This window comes from Laspinema palackyanum D2c (assembly GCF_025370875.1).
GTDB classification, from domain to species: domain Bacteria; phylum Cyanobacteriota; class Cyanobacteriia; order Cyanobacteriales; family Laspinemataceae; genus Laspinema; species Laspinema palackyanum.
Genome location: NZ_JAMXFD010000019.1, coordinates 59,986 through 78,770 on the forward strand (window position 1 = coordinate 59,986; position 18,785 = coordinate 78,770).

Annotated in this window: 12 protein-coding genes; 7 read left to right on the forward strand and 5 right to left on the reverse strand. The window is 49.8% G+C overall.

The window, feature by feature from the left end; translation table 11 throughout:
- Window positions 1-411 precede the first annotated feature (411 nt).
- From NG795_RS19740 to NG795_RS19750, 3 genes are all read right to left on the reverse strand, one after another.
- Window positions 412-1,767, reverse strand: coding sequence for a response regulator (locus NG795_RS19740; protein WP_367290360.1), 1,356 nt, complete (start codon window positions 1,765-1,767; stop codon window positions 412-414).
- 188 nt (window positions 1,768-1,955) lie between these two features.
- Window positions 1,956-4,022 (reverse strand): lytic transglycosylase domain-containing protein, encoded by a 2,067-nt coding sequence (locus tag NG795_RS19745; protein WP_367290361.1) that lies wholly within the window; start codon window positions 4,020-4,022, stop codon window positions 1,956-1,958.
- A 288-nt stretch (window positions 4,023-4,310) separates the two neighbouring features.
- A complete protein-coding gene (locus NG795_RS19750) occupies window positions 4,311-5,432 on the reverse strand; it encodes a class I SAM-dependent methyltransferase (protein WP_367290362.1) in 1,122 nt (373 codons plus the stop codon).
- A gap of 327 nt (window positions 5,433-5,759) precedes the next feature.
- Here NG795_RS19750 and NG795_RS19755 point away from each other — a divergent pair, with 327 nt between their 5' ends.
- Both NG795_RS19755 and NG795_RS19760 read left to right on the forward strand, forming a co-directional pair.
- The gene (locus NG795_RS19755; protein ID WP_367290363.1) at window positions 5,760-7,238 is read left to right on the forward strand and encodes a leucyl aminopeptidase; all 1,479 of its coding nucleotides are present in this window, start codon (window positions 5,760-5,762) and stop codon (window positions 7,236-7,238) included.
- Window positions 7,239-8,105: 867 nt separating this feature from the next.
- Window positions 8,106-9,632 (forward strand): glycoside hydrolase family 5 protein, encoded by a 1,527-nt coding sequence (locus tag NG795_RS19760; protein ID WP_367290364.1) that lies wholly within the window; start codon window positions 8,106-8,108, stop codon window positions 9,630-9,632.
- Window positions 9,633-9,780: 148 nt separating this feature from the next.
- Here NG795_RS19760 and NG795_RS19765 read toward each other — a convergent pair whose 3' ends face one another.
- Window positions 9,781-11,841, reverse strand: coding sequence for an S-layer homology domain-containing protein (locus NG795_RS19765; RefSeq protein ID WP_367290365.1), 2,061 nt, complete (start codon window positions 11,839-11,841; stop codon window positions 9,781-9,783).
- A gap of 581 nt (window positions 11,842-12,422) precedes the next feature.
- Between NG795_RS19765 and NG795_RS19770 the strand changes: the two genes are divergently transcribed.
- From NG795_RS19770 to purU, 5 genes are all read left to right on the forward strand, one after another.
- Window positions 12,423-13,529 (forward strand): ABC transporter ATP-binding protein, encoded by a 1,107-nt coding sequence (locus tag NG795_RS19770; protein WP_367290366.1) that lies wholly within the window; start codon window positions 12,423-12,425, stop codon window positions 13,527-13,529.
- Window positions 13,530-14,342, forward strand: a complete 813-nt coding sequence (locus NG795_RS19775) for an ABC transporter permease (RefSeq protein WP_367290367.1) — start codon at window positions 13,530-13,532, stop codon at window positions 14,340-14,342. It abuts the gene before it with no gap.
- 165 nt (window positions 14,343-14,507) lie between these two features.
- A complete protein-coding gene (locus tag NG795_RS19780) occupies window positions 14,508-16,217 on the forward strand; it encodes a GldG family protein (RefSeq protein WP_367290368.1) in 1,710 nt (569 codons plus the stop codon).
- Between the two features lie 25 nt (window positions 16,218-16,242).
- Complete coding sequence (locus NG795_RS19785) at window positions 16,243-17,046, forward strand: DUF4340 domain-containing protein (protein ID WP_367290369.1); 804 nt, start codon at window positions 16,243-16,245, stop codon at window positions 17,044-17,046.
- Window positions 17,047-17,282: 236 nt separating this feature from the next.
- On the forward strand, window positions 17,283-18,140 hold the full coding sequence (gene purU, locus NG795_RS19790; protein ID WP_367290370.1) for a formyltetrahydrofolate deformylase: 858 nt from the start codon (window positions 17,283-17,285) through the stop codon (window positions 18,138-18,140).
- A gap of 168 nt (window positions 18,141-18,308) precedes the next feature.
- Here purU and NG795_RS19795 read toward each other — a convergent pair whose 3' ends face one another.
- Complete coding sequence (locus tag NG795_RS19795) at window positions 18,309-18,752, reverse strand: ribosomal maturation YjgA family protein (RefSeq protein WP_367290371.1); 444 nt, start codon at window positions 18,750-18,752, stop codon at window positions 18,309-18,311.
- Window positions 18,753-18,785 lie beyond the last annotated feature (33 nt).

Below are 18,785 nucleotides of genomic sequence, written 5' to 3' on the forward strand. Positions count from 1 at the left end.
TCGCAATGGAATGCCGGGGTGGGTTGGGCTTGGGTTCGGTTCAAATGAACCCATTCTTATTTTGCCCTGAATCGGGTTAGATGAGCAGAGAGAAGGAAGGTATCCACTGAGCAGGTATCGGGTTAGAGCAGTCCTAAATCAGTTGGGTCATGGATCTAGGACCCGAAAACCTTGGAGTGCGAGCCTCCAAGAACAGCTCCTTGGGTTACAAATTATTTAGGATTGCTAGAGTAAGCAGCTTATTCCATTGTTATAACCGTTTTCTGGGGATTCGTGCCAATCGGAAATGAAGCCAGGAAGCGATCGCCCGTGCAGATGCTGGAGTCTGGGTGCGGTGAGCACCCTTGTCGATCCGCAACAACCCTGAAGGGGAGAGCGAGTTCACAAAGGAGCGATCGCCCGGGGAGTCCCTCATGCCAGCGCCGGAAAACCCATGTCAGAGAGGGGGTTGGGGCGATCGGAGCATTTCAGGTATTTTTCAACCATTTGCAGCACCTTTTCCGCCTCGGGGGGCTTACTGAGAAAATCGGAAGCCCCATTTAATTTAGCCCGGGTGCGGTCAATAATGCCATCCTGACTGGTGAGGATGACAATCGGAGTCTCGCGAAAGAGGTGGCTTTGCCGTAAAAAATTGCAAAGATTATAGCCATTCGTCTGGGGCATCACCAGATCTAAAAAGATAAAATCCGGCTTTTTCTCCGAGAGGATGGCCACCCCTTGCATGGGGTCCTGAATGGCGATCGTCTCGTAACCGGCAGGTTGGAGGATACGCGCGAGGACCTCTGAAACCAGGGGACTATCATCAATGCAAGCAATCAAGGGTTTTTTGGGGGCTACTGCCGCCCGAACAATGCGCCACTGTTCCAGAGGTGAAGGCCAATCTGACACGGCTTGGAGAGAGATTTTACCCTGTTCCACGAAATGATGTAAAGTTCGGGTCACGCCCACGATGGATTGTTTGCGCTCGATCGCCAGATCCCAAATCGTATTTTCCCCGTTGAAGAGAGTGTTGAGGGTCAAAAATGACTGGGAACTGACTTGTTGTTTGAGCTGGGTGGGATGACTTAAGACCGGGGACAAGTCTGGGCTGATGTAGTGTAACCCTAGTTGTTCCCACTGTTCCCAGAGCTGTTCGGCCTTCTGAAACACTTGGGCCACATCCAACGCGGATAGGGCGATGTTGCCGGGGATCTGGAAAGACTCCAGGGCCTGGGGATGCCAATGGGTGCTAATTTTGGCATAGCTGGCCAGGTTGAATAAGGCTTCTAAACTACTCGTGCGAATCAGCGCTTTGGCATGAGTGGGACTGAGCAGATGTTGGTCCATTCCCGGTTTCAGAAGTTGAAATTCCCAGGGTTCTCCCTGGGCGACATCTTTGGGATCGACCACGAACTTGGGGCAGTGTTGTCGCAAGGCCCTGGACCACCGCCGGACCCGGTGAACACTTTCAGTAATGTAGAGTAACCGGCCCATGACGAGGTAAAATCGCCACTGGCGTTCCCCGGCGCACCGAGGGGATAGTGGAGCCTTACCTTGAGGAACGGTGGGCAAAGCCGTCTCACTCATCCGGGTCAAGGGGTCTTTCCCTGAACACTGATGCGGTTTCCCTGGGGGGCGATCGCCAAGGGGCTTAGCCCCTGGATCAGGGGGTTGATAAGATCCAGTGCATTCTTGAGCGACAACGAGCCATGTCCCGGTCACTTTTTGCTGCATTAGCGCGGCTAACTCCCCAGCAATTTTTGCACAGCCTAAAGACTCCAATATCATAAGTAGCCGCTCTTGAGTCGATTTTCCATCACTAAGTTAGCCCGTTTTGAACCGTTTGGACATCCGTATATTTCCCGATCCCCTCCCTCTGAAGACAGGGCGCTGCCCCCAAATTGTCCCCGGTGATTGTCCGCCGGATAATGGCTAGGGGGTTTCGGGGGAGGTCACCTCACGAACTGGGGGGGAATTTATTGTCCGAGTTTCTTGGCAATTTCGGGGCTGTATAGCCGCAAATAATTCCAGTAGTTCTCAAAAACGTGCTTGACGTAACCGTTTGTTTCGGGGAAAGGAATCTTGTCGGCGAACTCATCCGGATCGTCGAATCCAAATTGCTCGATCCAGGAAGCTACATTACTGGGTCCAGCATTGTAACTCGCCACGGCTAACATCGAGTTATCTTTATACTGACCATGAGTAAAATCTAGATACCAAGTCCCAATTTTAATATTATCTTCGGGATCTTCTAGGTTGAAATTTTTGATACCCATACTTTGGGCCGCCCAGGACCCGGTTTCTGGCATGACCTGCATCAACCCAACGGCACCCACGGAAGACCGAATTTTTGGCATAAATCGGGACTCTTGGCGCATTAAGGCCGTCACCAATAAGGGATTCATTTGTTGTTCTTGAGAAGCCTTTTGGATCAGGTCAACATAAGGGAAGGGATAAAGTGCTTCCCAATAATGAGGTTGTACCTTGATTTGTTTGTATTGCTCTTGGTCTTCAGGTTTGTCTCGCCAGCGCAGACTGGACAACATAAAAATGCCATCGAGGTTATCTCCAACCCCAAGGCGAATCAATCCATCAGTAAACTGCTCAGGGACTGAGGGTTCCCGGCGATTGGTAAATTCGACCTGCCAGAGGGTCCAGGCATCTTGATCTTGGCCGAGGAGGTACAGTTCTTTGAGGACATCAGAGCCGACTGGGATCTCGATGCGTTCGGTTTGACCGATGATCGCCGGCGTCAGAGCACGGACATTCGTAAAGTCACCCACATCCCATCCTAACAACACGGCAGATCGCCACGCATAGTAGGATTCGGTATAGTTAAACAAAATGTCTTCGTAGGTTTGGCGAGCTTCCTTGCTCAACCCCAGGCGCTGCGCCCACTTTCCAGCCCAGAAACCGGCTTCTGGAGCCAGTTCGCTATCAGGGTTTTCCTGACGCAGTTCCAAAGCCCACTTGCGCGCTTCATCAAAATTGTTAATGGCCACACTTTGTTGGGCCAAACTCCATCGCAGTTCAGCGGCTCCTTCGGAATTGCTATACTCACTCAGAACCTTGTCCCGGGCTTCTTTAGCTGCACTGCGGCTGCCCAACTCATCCAGGATTTTTGATCGGGCGAACAAGGCTTCTCCGGCTTTGTTGGGGAAGCGGTTAATCAATTCGTCGATATAAGTCAGGGCTTCTTTGGGTTCGACTAGGGTAATCAGTTGCTCTAACCCCATGCTGGCTTCTTCGCTGTCGGGAAAGTCTACGAAGAGTCGTTTGTAGGCTAAGATAGCCCCGCTGTTATCTCCGGAGAGCTGACGTCCTCTGCCGAGACGATAGGCGCTCTGGGGGTTCCATGTGGCGGAAGCGTAGGCTTCCCCGCCTTTGCCATAGTCTTGTTTTTCCCAATAGCCGAAGGCGATGGCTTCCCAATTTTCTGGGGTGAGGCGATCGCGATGTTGATTGGTCAGTTTTTGCAGATGGGATTTGTAATTGTCCAGGTAAAAGCCATGGCTGGCGATCGGCAATAATAAATCCAGACGATTGGGATTTTCTTTTAAGCGGGTTTGAGCAATTTCCATACTCTTGGGGTGAGCCGGGAATTTCTCCAGGGCCTGGTCCCAATATTGGGGGTTGCTTTTTCCTAGTGCATAGAGTGCTTCAACCACCACCGGAGACTCGGGATGATTTTCGAGCAATTCTGTCCAAGTTTCCCGCGCTTGGGCAGAATTATTGCTCAGTTCATAAGCCTGAGCGCGTTTAAACAAAATGTAGGGGGCGAGCAGTCCATAGTCCTTTTCTAAGTCTTGGAGCGATTCCAGGGCCTGTGTTGCCTGCCCTTGTTCGAGTAAATCGTTGGCTAACATATAACGAGCTTGGGAGCGATCGAGACCTTCCCCATTGAGGGCCAACTGTTCTAACTGACTAGCTCGTTGCTCATAAGACATCATCGCTAAAGGTTTGACCGCCGACTGGCGACTGCTGCTTCCCCCGAGGGTCAGAATTTTGGGAGTTTTCTGACTCCATTCGATCCATTTATTCATGGGTACAGCAGCACCGATTAACAAAATCCATAGCCCAATGCCAACAGCTATCGTTACTTTGTTGTTGGATCTTTGCTTTTTTCTAAACATCAAGTTTCCCCGTCCCTGAGCTGCAACAGCCTTATTTTAATTTTTTCCTTGAGAATTTGGCGGGTCGAGTCAACTGAGTTGACCCGACGACGAATCTATCTGGGGGTCTTCCAACTGGCTAAGGTCCGATTCAAGCTCAACTCATGCTTCTCAACCCTCCAAGGCCATCTAAAGCGGACGGGCGATCGCAATCAGCTCTTATTTGCGCCGACACAGAACCCAGCGTAACTCCACTGGCGGGGTCGCCGCAAACGGAAAAATATTCCGCCCGGTTGCCCAACTGATAAACCACCAGGTTGGGGGCCATGCTTCTGAGGGGAGATGAGCTTTCTCATACTCATACACCGACTCTTCCGACAGGATTTCTAGGGGCAGTCCTGCCATCGCCAACTTCAGTTCCTCACGGGTGAGCAGGTAGGACCAGACGACCTCGCCCATTTGACGGACGGTTTCATCCGGTTCATATCCCTCAATGGGCAAGAATACATTAAACAGTAACAATCCACCGCTTTCTAGTCCCGCAGATAATTTGGCCAGCAGGATGCGAACCTGATTAATATTGCGAAAGTGGGAAATCACTTCCGAAACGACGGCTAACTTATAGTAACTCGGCGGTAAATTAAGATTGGGGTCGAGAATATTCCCCTGGAAAATCCGCACTGGCAAGGCTTCACTCTCGGCAGTGGCTAAAAGTTTCTGGGCGAATACAGAGGTCAGTTCCACCGCATCCACCGGATGTCCTTGTCTGGCTAAGGGGAAGCTATTGCGCCCGGTCCCGGCACCGACATCGAGAATCGGTGCCTGTTCCTTGTTCGGGAAGGTTGCAGCTACATCGATGATTTTGGCATCGGCATGGGGTCCAAATAACGGACCGCTGCGATTTTTCACCCACCCATCATATTTTTCTTCAAGGGATGAGGTATGGATATTCGCCGTGATTTTTAACCCACTGGTCAACCCTTCTGTGGGACTGGGTGGACTAAATTTGATGCTCAGACGGGCATGGGGTGAGGCCCGAAATCCCTCCGCCAAATGGGTGGACAAGGAGGTTCTCAAGGACTGAATTTGTTCGTCGGTGAGGGTTTGCCCAAGCCCTTTCATCACTCCCATGACCAGATTCATATGCTCATCAATCATGGCGGGGATGCAAGGCATCATCACTTCACCGATTGCCCCGGTCAAGTTTTTTAATTTGTGTCGCAGGGCCTGCGCTAACAGTTCCGGATCCCGCACGGGTTCAGTTTGGGAGACGGAGAGCGAGGGGGGATTCGTTCGCGTCGATAACGGTTCTGCTCTCTGTTTAGAGGCTTCGGAAACCACTGCTAATACTCCTAGTTTACGGTGCAAAATTAGAGATTCAATTCCAGGTTACTATGTGTAACGACCTCGGACTAGAGTTATGCAAATAACCCCTTTTTCTCTGGAAAAATTCAAGGGTTTGAGAGGTCTTTTCCAGAAGGGTCCTAGGGGCGGGGACCGCAGGAAAGATGTTTTCCAGGGGCGGCTGCCCGGTCCCTGAAGGCGATCGCCGGGGACTTAGGGGACTCTTTTCCACAGCGGGTGTAACCCCTGTAACCCCTCTATGGAAACGCCAATCTCGATCCATACTGGTATTGTTGCGAAGTATTACATTATTCAGGACTAGGAATGGAATTTCAAGGAATAGAAACGCCACGGTTGGACTGGTCTGGAGACGCCTTAGCGATTGGGGTGTTTGAAGAGGGGACGGAAGTCACCGGGGAATTAGGTCAACTCAATGACAAGCTAGGCGGGACGATCGCCGAACTGATCGCTGAGGTGGAGTTTAAAGGTAAGGACAATAGTAGCGCAGTGACTCGGGTCGGTGGCGGCAGTGCCATCCGCAAGATTATTTTAGTGGGGTTAGGGAAATCAGAGTCCCTCACTGTGGATAGTTTGAGACGTGCTGCTGGGACTGCCGCCAAGGTGGCGAGTAAAGAAAAGTGCAAAACCCTCGGCATCGATCTCCCTCTGTGGAATAATGACCCAGATACCACGGCCCAGGCGATCGCTGAAGGGATAGAATTAGCCCTGTTTAAGGATTTGCGCTTTAAGTCGGACCCGGAAGAAAAGGGCTCGCCCCTAGAACGGGTGGAGTTGCTCGGTTTGGCCGATCGCCAAGGGTCCATTACCCGAGGTTTACAAATTTCTAGTGGGGTGAATTTAGCCCGGGAGTTGGTGGCGGCCCCCTCCAATATTGTCACGCCGATGTCAATGGCTGAAATGGCAGAGGAACTGGCGGCTGAATATGGTCTCGACCTGGAAATCCTGGAACAGGAAGATTGTCAAAACCTGGGAATGGGTGCGTTTCTCGGGGTGGCGCAAGCGTCGGAAATGCCCCCGAAATTTATCCATTTGACCTACAAACCCCAAGGGACACCCCGACGGAAATTGGCGATCGTGGGTAAGGGGTTGACTTTTGACTCGGGGGGGCTGAATATTAAGCCCACCGGCAGTGGCATTGAAATGATGAAGACGGATATGAGCGGTTCTGCTGCAACGTTTGGCGCGGCGAAGGCGATCGGGCAATTAAAACCCGATGTCGAGGTGCACTTCATCACAGCGGTGACGGAGAATATGATTAGTGGTCGGGCCATGCACCCGGGAGATATCCTCACCGCCTCTAATGGTAAAACCATTGAGGTGAATAATACCGATGCGGAAGGTCGCTTAACCCTGGCGGATGCCTTGGTGTTTACGGAGAAACTGGGGGTCGATGCGATCGTGGATTTAGCCACCCTCACCGGCGCTTGTGTGGTTGCCCTCGGCAATGATATTGCTGGGTTGTGGAGTACAGATGAAGGGTTAGCGAATCAGTTGCTCACCGCTTCCAAAACCGCTGGCGAAAAGTTCTGGCAGTTACCGATGGAAGAGTCCTATTTTGAGGGATTGAAGTCCCTGCACGCGGATATGAAAAATACCGGGCCCCGTCCCGGTGGCTCTATTACCGCAGCACTCTTCCTCAAGCAATTTGTGGAGAAAACACCCTGGGCCCATTTAGATATTGCAGGGCCGGTTTGGACGGAAAAAGATAAGGGATATAACAGTGCTGGGGCAACGGGTTTCGGAGTCCGCACTCTCGTCAATTGGGTTCTGAATCCGGCTTAATCGGTTCCCGGTTCTTGGGGTTAGAAACTCCCGATTCATGAGCAACAACCAGCGGGGGATCAATCCCCCGCCTAAGATCTCAAGCTCAACACCCCTGGGGGTTAAAACCCCCAGGGGTTGTTGCTGGAGAGGGTCTGAGGATCATCGCCCCGCTTATGAGAAGTATAAAAATTTCTAACCGGCCATTACCCCTCTCAATCAGTTGTCTCTACTCTTCGGGAGTTCGCTCCCAGAAAAGTAGAAACCCTTCCTCCTCAGTCGGAACGAGCCGGTTATAACTCCCTGGATTCCAGAAAATTCATTTATTCCCACCTAAATCGTCAGGAATAGGTCTAAAGTTAGAGAAGGGGTTCATTGAAATCAACAATTCTATCTCTATAGATAGATTACCCTCTCCTTAACAGGGCTGGGAAAGTAGCAAGAGCGGGACAAATCTAAATATGAGCAATAATTAAGTGAGAAATTTGAATGCTCATTCGTCCAAATAATTCCTCTATCTAAAGGTATTAATTTTAGTAAATTAAAGTAAATTCTTTGCAAAGAGAATATAAAGTTTTAAAGAATTTTCTCTGGTGGGGGTTATTTTTTTTACAAAATCATTTAAAGTCGCTATAGTTACGGCCTTCCCTCTGATACAAGCGGAAATAAACAACCTTTTGAATCCACAAGTTTTGACGGCAACTTTAATCACTTTGTTGCTGGATAAAACCTAGGATTTACATGACTTAAAAAAGTGATATACCTTTTTTAGAGAATGAAAAGGATAGCCCCCTATCTCCAGACCTCTCTCTAATAACTAACTTCCGCCGAGGGTTATGGGCACACAGAGCATTCAACTACTCGTGACATCTACTACTAAGAGGTTCCATGAATTCAGGCAAACTATTACAGTTTTTCGCCCTAGCTGGGTTGAGCATCAGTTCGTTTTCCATCGCTCCAGCGAGTCCAGCTCATGCTGATTTAACCACATCGAGCCTACCCGATGGGGAACATCCTTTAGAAACCCGCTTAGACCGTCTCACTCAGGGGATCAATTTAAGTCACTGGTTTGCTCAAAGTGAGACGTACAATCCGTTTCACATGGAAAACTTTATCAGCGATGATGACCTCGATTTGCTGGGGGATTTGGGATTCCAGCACGTTCGCCTCCCGGTAGATCCGGCGCTGCTGATGGACTTGAGCAATCCCGAATCACTCAATGTAGAATATTTGGGCTACTTAGACTCAGCCCTCGATCGCATCCTGGAACGAGATTTAGGGGTGATTGTGGATTTGCAAGCTAACGATGAGTTTAAAGAATATTTGGCCAGGGATGATGAGTTTGTTGATACATTTGTCCAGTTTGCGGGTGCATTAGCACAACATCTCAGTCCCCGGGATCCCGATTTCCTATTTTTAGAAGTGCTCAATGAACCCTCTTTTAACTTCTTTGCACTGGAAGATGTCGATCCAGTCAAACGATGGGATTGGGTTCAGGGGGAGATTTTAGGTGCATTTCGATCCGGTGCCCCTGAGCATACGGCGATCGCCACGGGATATGATTGGAGTGGCATTGACGGATTGCGGAAGCTCACTCCAGTTGCCGATCCCAATGTGGTCTATAATTTCCACTTTTACGAACCGATGACCTTTACCCATCAAGGTGCCGACTGGATCGACGAACACTTTAATTTGGTTTTGGATCTACCCTATCCTTATAATCAAGTCGAATGTGATGCGGTGATCCTGCGAATGACCGATGAAGACTTACGGCACGTCGCCCAGTCCTATTGCGATGAACAGTGGAATGCCGATAAAATCAAAGCCCGGATCGGTCTCGCTGCGGCATGGGCGACAGAACATAATGTTCGTCTGACGGCGAATGAGTTCGGCGTTTATCGAAATTTTGTCCAGGAGGAAGACCGGGTCTCGTGGATTTATGATGTGCGAACGACTTTAGAGGAATACGATATCGGCTGGGCAATGTGGGATTATACAGGGGGATTTGGCCTGTTTGACAAGGTGGATGAACAACGCATCCTCAATCGAAGCATGGTAGAAGCCCTAGGACTCTCAATGGTGGAGGTGGTTTTAGATACAAAAGGCCCAGAGGAAACTGAGGAGATGGAAGAGGTGGCGATTCTGGACCCGATTGTGATTTCTCCGGTGGAGAGTGAGGAGACGGAAGAGAGTGAGGAGACGGAAGAGGTGGCGATTCTGGACCCGATTGTAATTCCTCCGGTGGAAATGGAGAACAGGGAGCCCGTTGTCATTGTTAACCCGGAGGTGATTCTTCCAGTTATGACGGATGAAGGGGCGACTGGGCGTAAGATTCCCGAACCTTCTGCGATCGCCGGATTAGTCCTATTGGGTGTTTCGGGTTTGGGAATGAAACGCCGCTATTGTAACGGATGACCCGTCATAGCAGGACAGGACCGTGATCCATGCTTTTAAATACAAAAAAGGGTGGGCTTTTGCCCACCCCTAGAGGAGTTAGAAGACGTGCAAGGAGCAAATGAAGACCGAGGTGGAGAGAATAGCTCCACCCTGGGTGCTAAACTGCTTACGCGGAGAGGATATATTGAGAGTCGATCGCCGCAATTTTATTGCCGTTGACTAAGGCTTGATAAATCATCACAGCGACTTCGGCGCGGGTGGCATCGCGAGTGGGTTCGAGTTTGTCAGCGCTGGGATAGCTCACAATCAATTCCTTGGCGAGGGCAGTTGCGACTTCCTCCTTGGCATAGTCGGGAATGCTGGTGCGATCGCTAAATTTCGTTAAGCTCTCTGCAGTCCCACCGGATAAACCGAGTCCATTGACGAGGGAAACAATCACCTGTGCGCGCTGGACATTTTCAGTCGGCTTGAAGGTGTTATCGGGGAAGCCGGAAATAAATCCGCTCTTATAGGCGGTTTGGACCGCGACGTAGCCCCAGAAATCTTCGGCAACATCTTTAAAAGTGGCCGCATCCCGTTTGACTGGGGGATTTAAGGCTTTGGTAAGTAAGGCGGCATACTGCGCCCGGGTCATTTTGTCATCGGGCTTGAAGGTGCCATCAGGATAGCCCCCGACTGCCCCGGCGTTGTATAAGCCAAGAATGAACGGTTCGGCCCAGTGACCGGCAATATCGCTCAAAGGCTGGGATTTGACATCGGAAGCCACGATGTGAGCTGAAGTGATGGCGGTGGCGAGTCCTTTGACGACTAAGCCTTGGTAAATAATCGCTGCGACTTCCGCCCGGGTGATTTCCCGCATCGGATTGAGTTCCTTGACGTTGGGATAGTTAACCACCATCCCTTTTTCCGTAGCGATCGCCACGGCATTGGTGGCGTAGCTGGGGATTTGAGCGCGATCGGTATAATATCCGAGGGTCGCTGCATCCCCGTTACTGAGTTTCAACCCACTGACTAAAGAAACCAGCGCTTGTACCCGAGTCAAATTATCATTGGGACGGAATGTCACATCCGGGAATCCGGCGATAAAGCCCATGCGGTTGGCTTTGACGATCGCCTCTTTGCCCCAGAAATCACTGGCGACATCGGTGAAGTTCGTCGTCGTACTACTCAAGGTTTCATTAAACGCTTTCGCCACGATCGCCGCATATTGAGCGCGAGTCAGCTTCTCTTCTGGCTTAAATGTGCCATCGGGGAACCCAGCAATTAAACCTTTCCCGACCATTGCGGTAATAAAAGGTGCGGCCCAGTGACCGGCAATATCCTTTAAACTCGTGGTGGGTTGGTCATCCTCTGGATCAACACTGCTGGCGACAAACTCGATATCACCTTTGACGGTGGTCACACTCAGAGTATTGCCGATACTGAGGATTTTTTGGGTACTGGCATTTTGAACGTCATACTGACCGTTCGTTTTAATTGTGTTACCTGCCGGGTCTTCGCTCGTCCCGAGGTCCACTTTGGCGTTATTGGTAACGGTGATGCCATCTTGCTCGTTCTTTTCGATGATATTGTTGCGAAGAACGGGACTGGCGTCACCATTAATGACAACCCCGGTGCGATTTTCCAGGATGTGGTTCTCTTTGAGCAAAGGCGCGGACTGATTGCCGATGGTTAAGCCAAAGCCAGTTTTTTGAAACAGGTTGCCTCGCACTTCCCCTTTGGCATTGTCAACGAATGACATCCCGTTGCCCGTATTTTCGGAGAAGACGTTGGTAATGATGGTGGGTTTGGCAATACCGCTGGCGAAGACGCCTTCGCGACTGGACTTAGATAAGGTGCTATTGGCGATCGTGGCCGAGACGCCGTGGATCCATACCCCGACCCCAGAAGTACCAGGGTTCGTGACTGTGACGCCGCGCAGTTGGGCCCCTTCTTCCAGATACATCGTGATATTCTGGCTGGGCCAATTGCCCATAGTCTTTGTACCACCCCCTTGGATGATGATGGTTTTCCCTTTAGTGGCTTCGTCACCAACAATGGTCACTCCTGCTTTAACCACGAGGGGGAATTTTTCCCCTGATGTTGCGGTATAGGAGCCATTGGCTAACTTGATTGTGGTGCCGGAGGTTGATTTAACCAAGGCTGCGGCGAGGGTTTTCAAAGGAGCCAGTTGGCTACCGGCAGCAGAATCGTTTCCGTTGGTGGGATCGACGTAAAATGTAGCCATAATTGATGAGAATTCCTGAGTATTTGCTGGTAGAAACCGGGTCACACCAAGGGACATGGGGGCGGTGTCCTGGGCATTAGATAGGGTTTGGATAGTGCACCCAGGGGTTTGGTAATTGCACCGATCGCCGGAAAGGGTGGTAGGTGATGAAGCCCAAGCCCGTTACATCGTCCTTGGTCGTCCGATTATGTTTACACTGTACGAAGCGCATTCTGGAGGATAGGGAGGAGGACGGTCACAAGTGGAATTGGCACAACTGTAGCGATCTCCTCGTGCAAGGGTTAATCAGCTTTTTGGGTGAGGGGGTATGACACTCCCCTGATTGTCCCTTTGAACAAGCTATTCTATAGGGTAACTTTCTGGACTTTGGCCCCCCGGTCTGTGACGAATTCACCCTACTGCAATGGGTTGAACCCCCAGAAAATCTACGCTCAGTCCTCTTGAATCGGATTAAAACCCTAGGAATTGGCGATGAGGTTCCAAGGAATCGATCGCTCGGATCTCGGTGGGGTCGTTACCCCAGGGGAATATCTTGTCTATTATTAATCATTGGTTAGAAAAAACGCGCACAATATCCGTTCATGATTGAAGTTGAGCATCTGAGCAAAATTTATGGCTCGACACCAGCCATTCAGGATGTCACCTTTACGGTGGAGCCTGGGGAAATTTTAGGATTTCTCGGTCCTAATGGTGCAGGCAAAACCACGACGATGCGGATTTTGGCGGGGTATTTACCCGCCAATAGCGGCACCGCCAAGGTGGCAGGTTATGAGGTCCATGAAGATTCGATGGCAGTGCGGCAACGGATTGGTTATCTGCCGGAGACGCCTCCTTTATATCCCGATATGACGGTGGAGGGATTTTTGCATTTTGTGGCGCGACTGAAACAAGTGCGCCCCGGCGATCGCCCAGAACGGGTAAATTGGGCGCTCAAGCGTTGCAATCTGGAAGAAAAGCGATCGGTTCTGATTCGCAAGCTCTCCAAGGGGTTTCGCCAACGGGTGGGGATTGCTCAGGCGATCGTCCATGACCCCCCGGTGATTATTTTGGATGAACCGACGGTGGGTTTGGATCCCCGGCAAATCATTGAGGTGCGGAATCTGATTAAAAGTTTGGCGGGAGACCATACGATTATTTTATCTACCCATATTTTGCCGGAAGTCAGTATGACCTGTAGCCGCGTGGCGATTATTAATCGGGGTCAAGTGGTGGCAACGGGTTCCCCGGATGAGTTGATGGTGCAACTCACGGGAGGGACTTCCTATGAATTGGAAGGGGAAATGGCAGATGATCGGGCGGAGTTTGAAGATCGGATTTACTTGCTAAAGGGCCTGGAAGAAGTGCCGGGAGTGCGATCGGCAGAATGGGTTTCGGATCAGAAATTGCCCCCTTCTCGGCGCAAGATTCGGGCGATCGCAGAACCTGGGACGGAACCGGGTCCCGAAATTATTACTCAGTTGGTAACCAGCGGATTTCGGGTGCATGAGATGCGACGCACCCAAGCAAGTCTCGAAGATCTATTCCTGCAACTGACGACGGAGGAAACCATCGTGGAGTCAGATCCGGAGTCCGATTTGGTGCTTTCCGGTGGAACGGTGGTGCAGGAAACCGATGAAGCGGCGATCGCTGATGCTGAGGTGATTGAAGAAGCCGACACAGAACAAGAAAAAGAAGGAGAAGAAAACTAAATGGGAACGATTGTTGCCAATATTTTGGCTATTTATCGCAAGGAGCTACAGAGTTATTTCATCTCCCCTTTAGCCTATTTAATTGCTTGTTTTTTTTGGTCCATTTCCGCCTTATTTTTTGTAGCCATGTTACTGGGTGATGAGGGCTTGATTCAACAAGTGGCACTCATGGATGCCCAAGGACAACAAATGGGAATTCCGATTCCGCCCTTCGATGTTCCTTACGAATTTTTACAACAATTTTTGCAAACCATTGGTTCCCTCTCTCTATTCATCTTGCCCATGTTGTCGATGGGACTCTATGCCGAAGAACGTAAGCGCGGAACCCTAGAATTGTTAGCAACTTCTCCCATCACGAATTGGGCGGTAGCAACGGGCAAACTCCTGGGAGTTGTGACGTTTTATACAACCATGATTCTGCCGTTACTGGCCCTCCAACTCCTTGCCCTAAATGCGGCTACTCCTCCCATGCCTCTTGCGGTTCCCTTGTTGGCCCATTTTGGCTTAATTTTGTTAGCAACTGCGGTCCTTTCCGTGGGAATGTTTATTTCTTCTTTGACCGATAGTACAATTTTGGCGGCTATCTTCACCTTTGTGTTAGTGCTGTTTCTCTGGGCGATCGATGTGGTGGCTCAAGCGATTGGCGGACCTGTGGGCGCGGTTTTAGAACATTTATCGATTCTCAAACATTACACCAACTTGATTCGCGGAACTTTGGATACAAGTAGCATCATTTTATTGGGCAGTTATGTAGTTTTAGGAATTTTTCTCACGGCTCAGTCTATTGATGCTTTGCGATTCCAACGGAGTTAAACTCAGTAATTGCTCGTTTCAACGTTGCTCGATTAGGGGCGGATTTTCCCAGCTTTTATGCAAGATTTGGGAAGTTAGCACCGCACTATATCGAGTTGCAATTGCTCGGAAGACGGTGAGAAAACCGCTCCTAAAGACAGAACTGTTTATTGCTTTTCCTTAACCATGAAACCCATTGAAAAAAAGCCCAGAGGCTTGACAAAGTATTTCAAATATGCAGTCTATTTGGGACTGTTTCTAGCGATTGGCGGTGCTATTCCGGGACTTCTGACGGGATGGCAAACTGTGACCAGTGGACTGGTGATTGCGGGTGTCACGGTTCTAGTGTTATGGCTGGTGTGGATGCTGACTCACGCTGAAGGGGGATGGAATCCGCGATCGGCACAAGCGGGGACGAATGCCTTCGTGGCAACGATATCCGTTCTGGTAATTTTAGGACTGATTAATTTCCTAGGGGTTCGCTATACAGAACGCTTTGATTTAACGGAAAATCAACGCTTTACCCTGGCCCCCCAAAGCCAACAATTGGTGCGAAATCTGCCTCAACCTGTGAAAGTTTGGGTCTTTGCCGGGGAACCTGAACGCGGAGATCAGGAATTACTGGAAAATTATCGCCGCCAAGCGCCGAATCTGTTTGATTTTCAATATGTGGATCCTTCACGGCAACCTACGGTGGCGCGGCAATTTGGGGTCCAAAGTTTTGGCGAGGTCTATCTGGCATCGGAGGATGGCACTAGGCAGCAATTTGTGCAAACGGTGAATGCTGCTTCTTCCCTCTCGGAAGCGAGGTTAACGAGTAGTTTAGAGCAGTTTACGAGCGATCGCAGTTACAAGGTATATGTGCTCCAAGGTCATGGGGAACGCGCTTTAGAAGCGGGACGCGGTGCGATTTCTCAAGCGGTTGCCAGTTTGCAGGACAAAAATTTTCTGGTAGAACCGTTGAACCTGGCGCGATTACCTCGGGTCCCCCCCGATGCCTCGGTGGTGGTGATTGCCGGTCCCAGACAATCTTTATTTCCCCGGGAAGTCCAAGCGTTACAAGCTTATTTGCAACAAGGCGGGAGTCTATTTGTGGCGATCGACCCGGATACCAATCCGGGATTGGACCCCCTGCTGAAGGAGTGGGGAATCGAACTGGATAAAACGATCGCGATCGATGGTTCCGGCAGTGGGGGACTGGTGGGATTAGGCCCTGCTGCCCCTTTAATTACCAATTATGGAGATCATCCGATTGTCCGCGACTTTCAAGGGGGTTATTCGTTCTATCCCTTAGCGCGTCCCCTGCTGATCAGTGATGTGGAGGGGGTCGAGAGTACCCCTCTGTTGCTGACTGGGGAGCAAAGTTGGGCGGAGTCCACTCCCGAAGACCCGGATCTGAAGTTCGATCCTCAAAGCGATCGCCCAGGACCTCTCCCCTTGGGGGTTGCCAAGACAAAGGCGATCGCCACAACCACTCCAACTCCGGAAGCAACGACTCCCGAAGCAACGGAGGAAGAAACAACACCGGAAGCAGCAACTCCGGAAGCAACGACTCCTGAAGCAACGGAGGAAGCAACAACACCGGAACCGGCAACCGAGGAACCGGCAACCGAGGAAGAACCGACTGGAAGGGAAGCGCGATTGGTGGTGATTGGCAACTCAGAATTTGCGATCGATGGGAATTTTCAATTGCAATTAAATGGAGATGTTTTCCTCAATTCTGTAAGCTGGTTAAGCAAACAAAATGAGCAAACCCTATCCATTCGTCCTAAAGCAGTTCTGAATCGTCGGATCTCGATGACTCCGCAACAAGCTCAACAGTTAGCTTTGGCTGCGGGATTGTTACCCTTCTTTGGATTTCTGATTGCTGTAATTTTGTGGTGGAAACGACGTTAGATCGAAAGAGCGAACGACAAAAAAGATGAAATTTCAACGGTCTACTTTACTGCTGTTATTCCTGGCGGTCAGTTTCACAGGTGCGGTTTACTTTTATGAGGTAAATGTCGTGCCATCCCAGGAAGCGGCCCAGGAAAATCAGAAGCAAATTTTTACCTTTCAAGAAGACCAGGTAAAATCTTTTGTGCTGACGACGGAGGAAAGAACATTGCGCTTTCAACGAGGGGCGATCGCAGAAAGTAGAGAACCGGGCGAACCCCTTTGGATTATGGAAGTCATTGAGAGTACACCGACTCCTGTCGAAACTATTCCTCCCCAAACACCAGAAACACCAGAAACACCAGAAACAACAGAAACAACAGAACCTGCTCCTGCGACACCTTCTATTCCCGCGACTTATCCTGCCAATGAAGCGTATGTTGCCTTCTTGTTGAATGAAGTAGTCCGAGGAAAAAGCGATCGCGTTTTGAGCGCCACTCCCCAACAAATTAGAGATTATGGATTAGAAAACCCCCAGGCAACCATTGACATTACCCTCAGAACCGGAGAAACTTATCAACTGGTTGTGGGTAATCGTGACTTTACCGGCAGCAATCTTTACGCCCAAGTCGATCCCCGCCGAGGAACCCTCACTGCTCAATCGGTTTTATTACTCTCAACGAACTTAGAAAATGCAGTCGATCGCCCCTTAGAAGAATGGATTCAAACTCCCGAAGAAAGTATCGAACAAAATCGGAGCGTTCCTGAACCTTTACCTCAAGAAGGAGAGAATCAGCAACCACCCCTTCCCGACCCTTCTCAACAACCCGAACCGATAGAACCCGAATAACATTCCCGCCACCTCCAGTCCCCTCTTGTCCCCTCCCCTTGGCAAGGGGAGGGTTAGGGTGGGGTCCCTCGGCCACCTCCAGTCCTCTCCCCATGCCAAGGGGAGGCGTCAGGTGGGGTCCCTCGGCCACCTCTTGTCCCCTCCCCTTGGCAAGGGGAGGGTTAGGGTGGGGTCCCTCCGCTGAGGATGCATCAATCCTATTTCAGATTCCCCCAATATTCAGAGCGTATTAACTAATGACCAGTCCAACTGCAACCTTACTCGTTTCTTGTCCCGATCGCCGAGGATTAGTCGCAACGATCGCAAATTTTATTTATTCCCATAACGGCAATATTATTCATGCGGATCATCATACAGATTTTGCCGCTGGGTTATTTTTAACCCGGATCGAGTGGCAACTGGATGGGTTTGATTTACCCCGGGAGGCGATCGCCTCTACCTTCAAAGAAACCATCGCAGACCCCCTGGATGCCAATTGGCAACTGCATTTTTCCGACACCATCCCGCGTCTCTCCATTTGGGTGAGTCGGCAAGATCATTGCTTACTCGATTTGCTGTGGCGGCAGAAGGCAAAGGAATTTCATTCATCCATTCCTTTAATTATCAGCAACCATCCGGACCTTGAAGAGATTGCCCAACAGTTTGGAGCCGATTTCTATTGTCTGCCTGTTACAAAAGACAACAAAGTTACTCAGGAAGCCAAGCAACTGGAATTGCTTAAACAGTATAACATTGATGTGGTAGTTTTGGCAAAATATATGCAGGTTCTAACCGCAGATTTTGTCCAAAATTTTCCCACTGTGATTAATATTCACCATTCATTTTTACCGGCTTTTGCTGGAGCAAAACCTTATCATCAAGCCTATAAACGGGGGGTTAAAATTATTGGGGCTACTGCACATTATGTCACAGCAGACCTCGATGCAGGGCCAATTATTGAGCAAGATGTTGTCCGGGTCAGCCATCGAGATGAGGTGACGGATTTAATTAGAAAAGGCAAAGATTTAGAACGGATGGTGTTAGCTAGGGCGGTTCGTTTGCATTTACAAAATCGAGTGCTTGTCTATGGCGATCGCACCGTCGTCTTTGGCTAAAGCTAGTCCGTTGGCACAGCAGAGATTAGAAACCGGGTTTCTTAACACAATTTCTGTTAACTTGCCACAAATTAAGGCAAGAAACCCGGTTTCTGTTCCTGTAGTTTAATAGTTCCCTAAAATTTATGCTAGGGTCAAACCTGAGTGAAAATTGTTCGTTTTGCTTCTTTATTCTATGCTGCTATTAATTTTATGTTTCAACGTATAATGCTGAAGCGCTTTCACCCACAACCATCCTAAAAAACAGCCGATAAAATAATAGAGAAAATCTGACCCAATAAAGGTTGTCCCTAATACCAATCGTCCCGGCAGGGTGGCGCGAATGACTTGTAAAAACGGGGGATGCCAAAGTTGGAGAAATTCTAAAATACAAGTCGCAATTAAGACGCCTATTGCCGCCGATTTTGCGGAAACTTTTGGCCAAATCACAACCACGAGCAGAATCCAAAAAATTTCGTAGGGAATCCCGCCAAATGAATCATTCAGCCAGGATTGACCCGGACCGCGATAAAATTTGGTAAACAAACCGAAGGGGACAAGAATTGCTATACTGATGAGCAAAGCAAGGCGGTATTGAAAAAAGCGATGATTGGGGGAAAAGGGAGAAGTCATAGGGGCTCAATGGTCTAATCTATTGATACCTGA

Excerpts from the sequence above, each read along its gene's own strand:
- NG795_RS19755 (WP_367290363.1), top strand. The coding sequence starts at position 5,760 with ATGGAATTTCAAGGAATAGAAACGCCACGGTTGGACTGGTCTGGAGAC.
- NG795_RS19770 (WP_367290366.1), top strand. The coding sequence starts at position 12,423 with ATGATTGAAGTTGAGCATCTGAGCAAAATTTATGGCTCGACACCAGCC.
- NG795_RS19740 (WP_367290360.1), bottom strand. The coding sequence starts at position 1,767 with ATGATATTGGAGTCTTTAGGCTGTGCAAAAATTGCTGGGGAGTTAGCC.
- purU (WP_367290370.1), top strand. The coding sequence starts at position 17,283 with ATGACCAGTCCAACTGCAACCTTACTCGTTTCTTGTCCCGATCGCCGA.
- NG795_RS19780 (WP_367290368.1), top strand. The coding sequence starts at position 14,508 with ATGAAACCCATTGAAAAAAAGCCCAGAGGCTTGACAAAGTATTTCAAA.
- NG795_RS19765 (WP_367290365.1), bottom strand. The coding sequence starts at position 11,841 with ATGGCTACATTTTACGTCGATCCCACCAACGGAAACGATTCTGCTGCC.
- NG795_RS19785 (WP_367290369.1), top strand. The coding sequence starts at position 16,243 with ATGAAATTTCAACGGTCTACTTTACTGCTGTTATTCCTGGCGGTCAGT.
- NG795_RS19775 (WP_367290367.1), top strand. The coding sequence starts at position 13,530 with ATGGGAACGATTGTTGCCAATATTTTGGCTATTTATCGCAAGGAGCTA.
- NG795_RS19760 (WP_367290364.1), top strand. The coding sequence starts at position 8,106 with ATGAATTCAGGCAAACTATTACAGTTTTTCGCCCTAGCTGGGTTGAGC.
- NG795_RS19795 (WP_367290371.1), bottom strand. The coding sequence starts at position 18,752 with ATGACTTCTCCCTTTTCCCCCAATCATCGCTTTTTTCAATACCGCCTT.
- NG795_RS19745 (WP_367290361.1), bottom strand. The coding sequence starts at position 4,022 with ATGAATAAATGGATCGAATGGAGTCAGAAAACTCCCAAAATTCTGACC.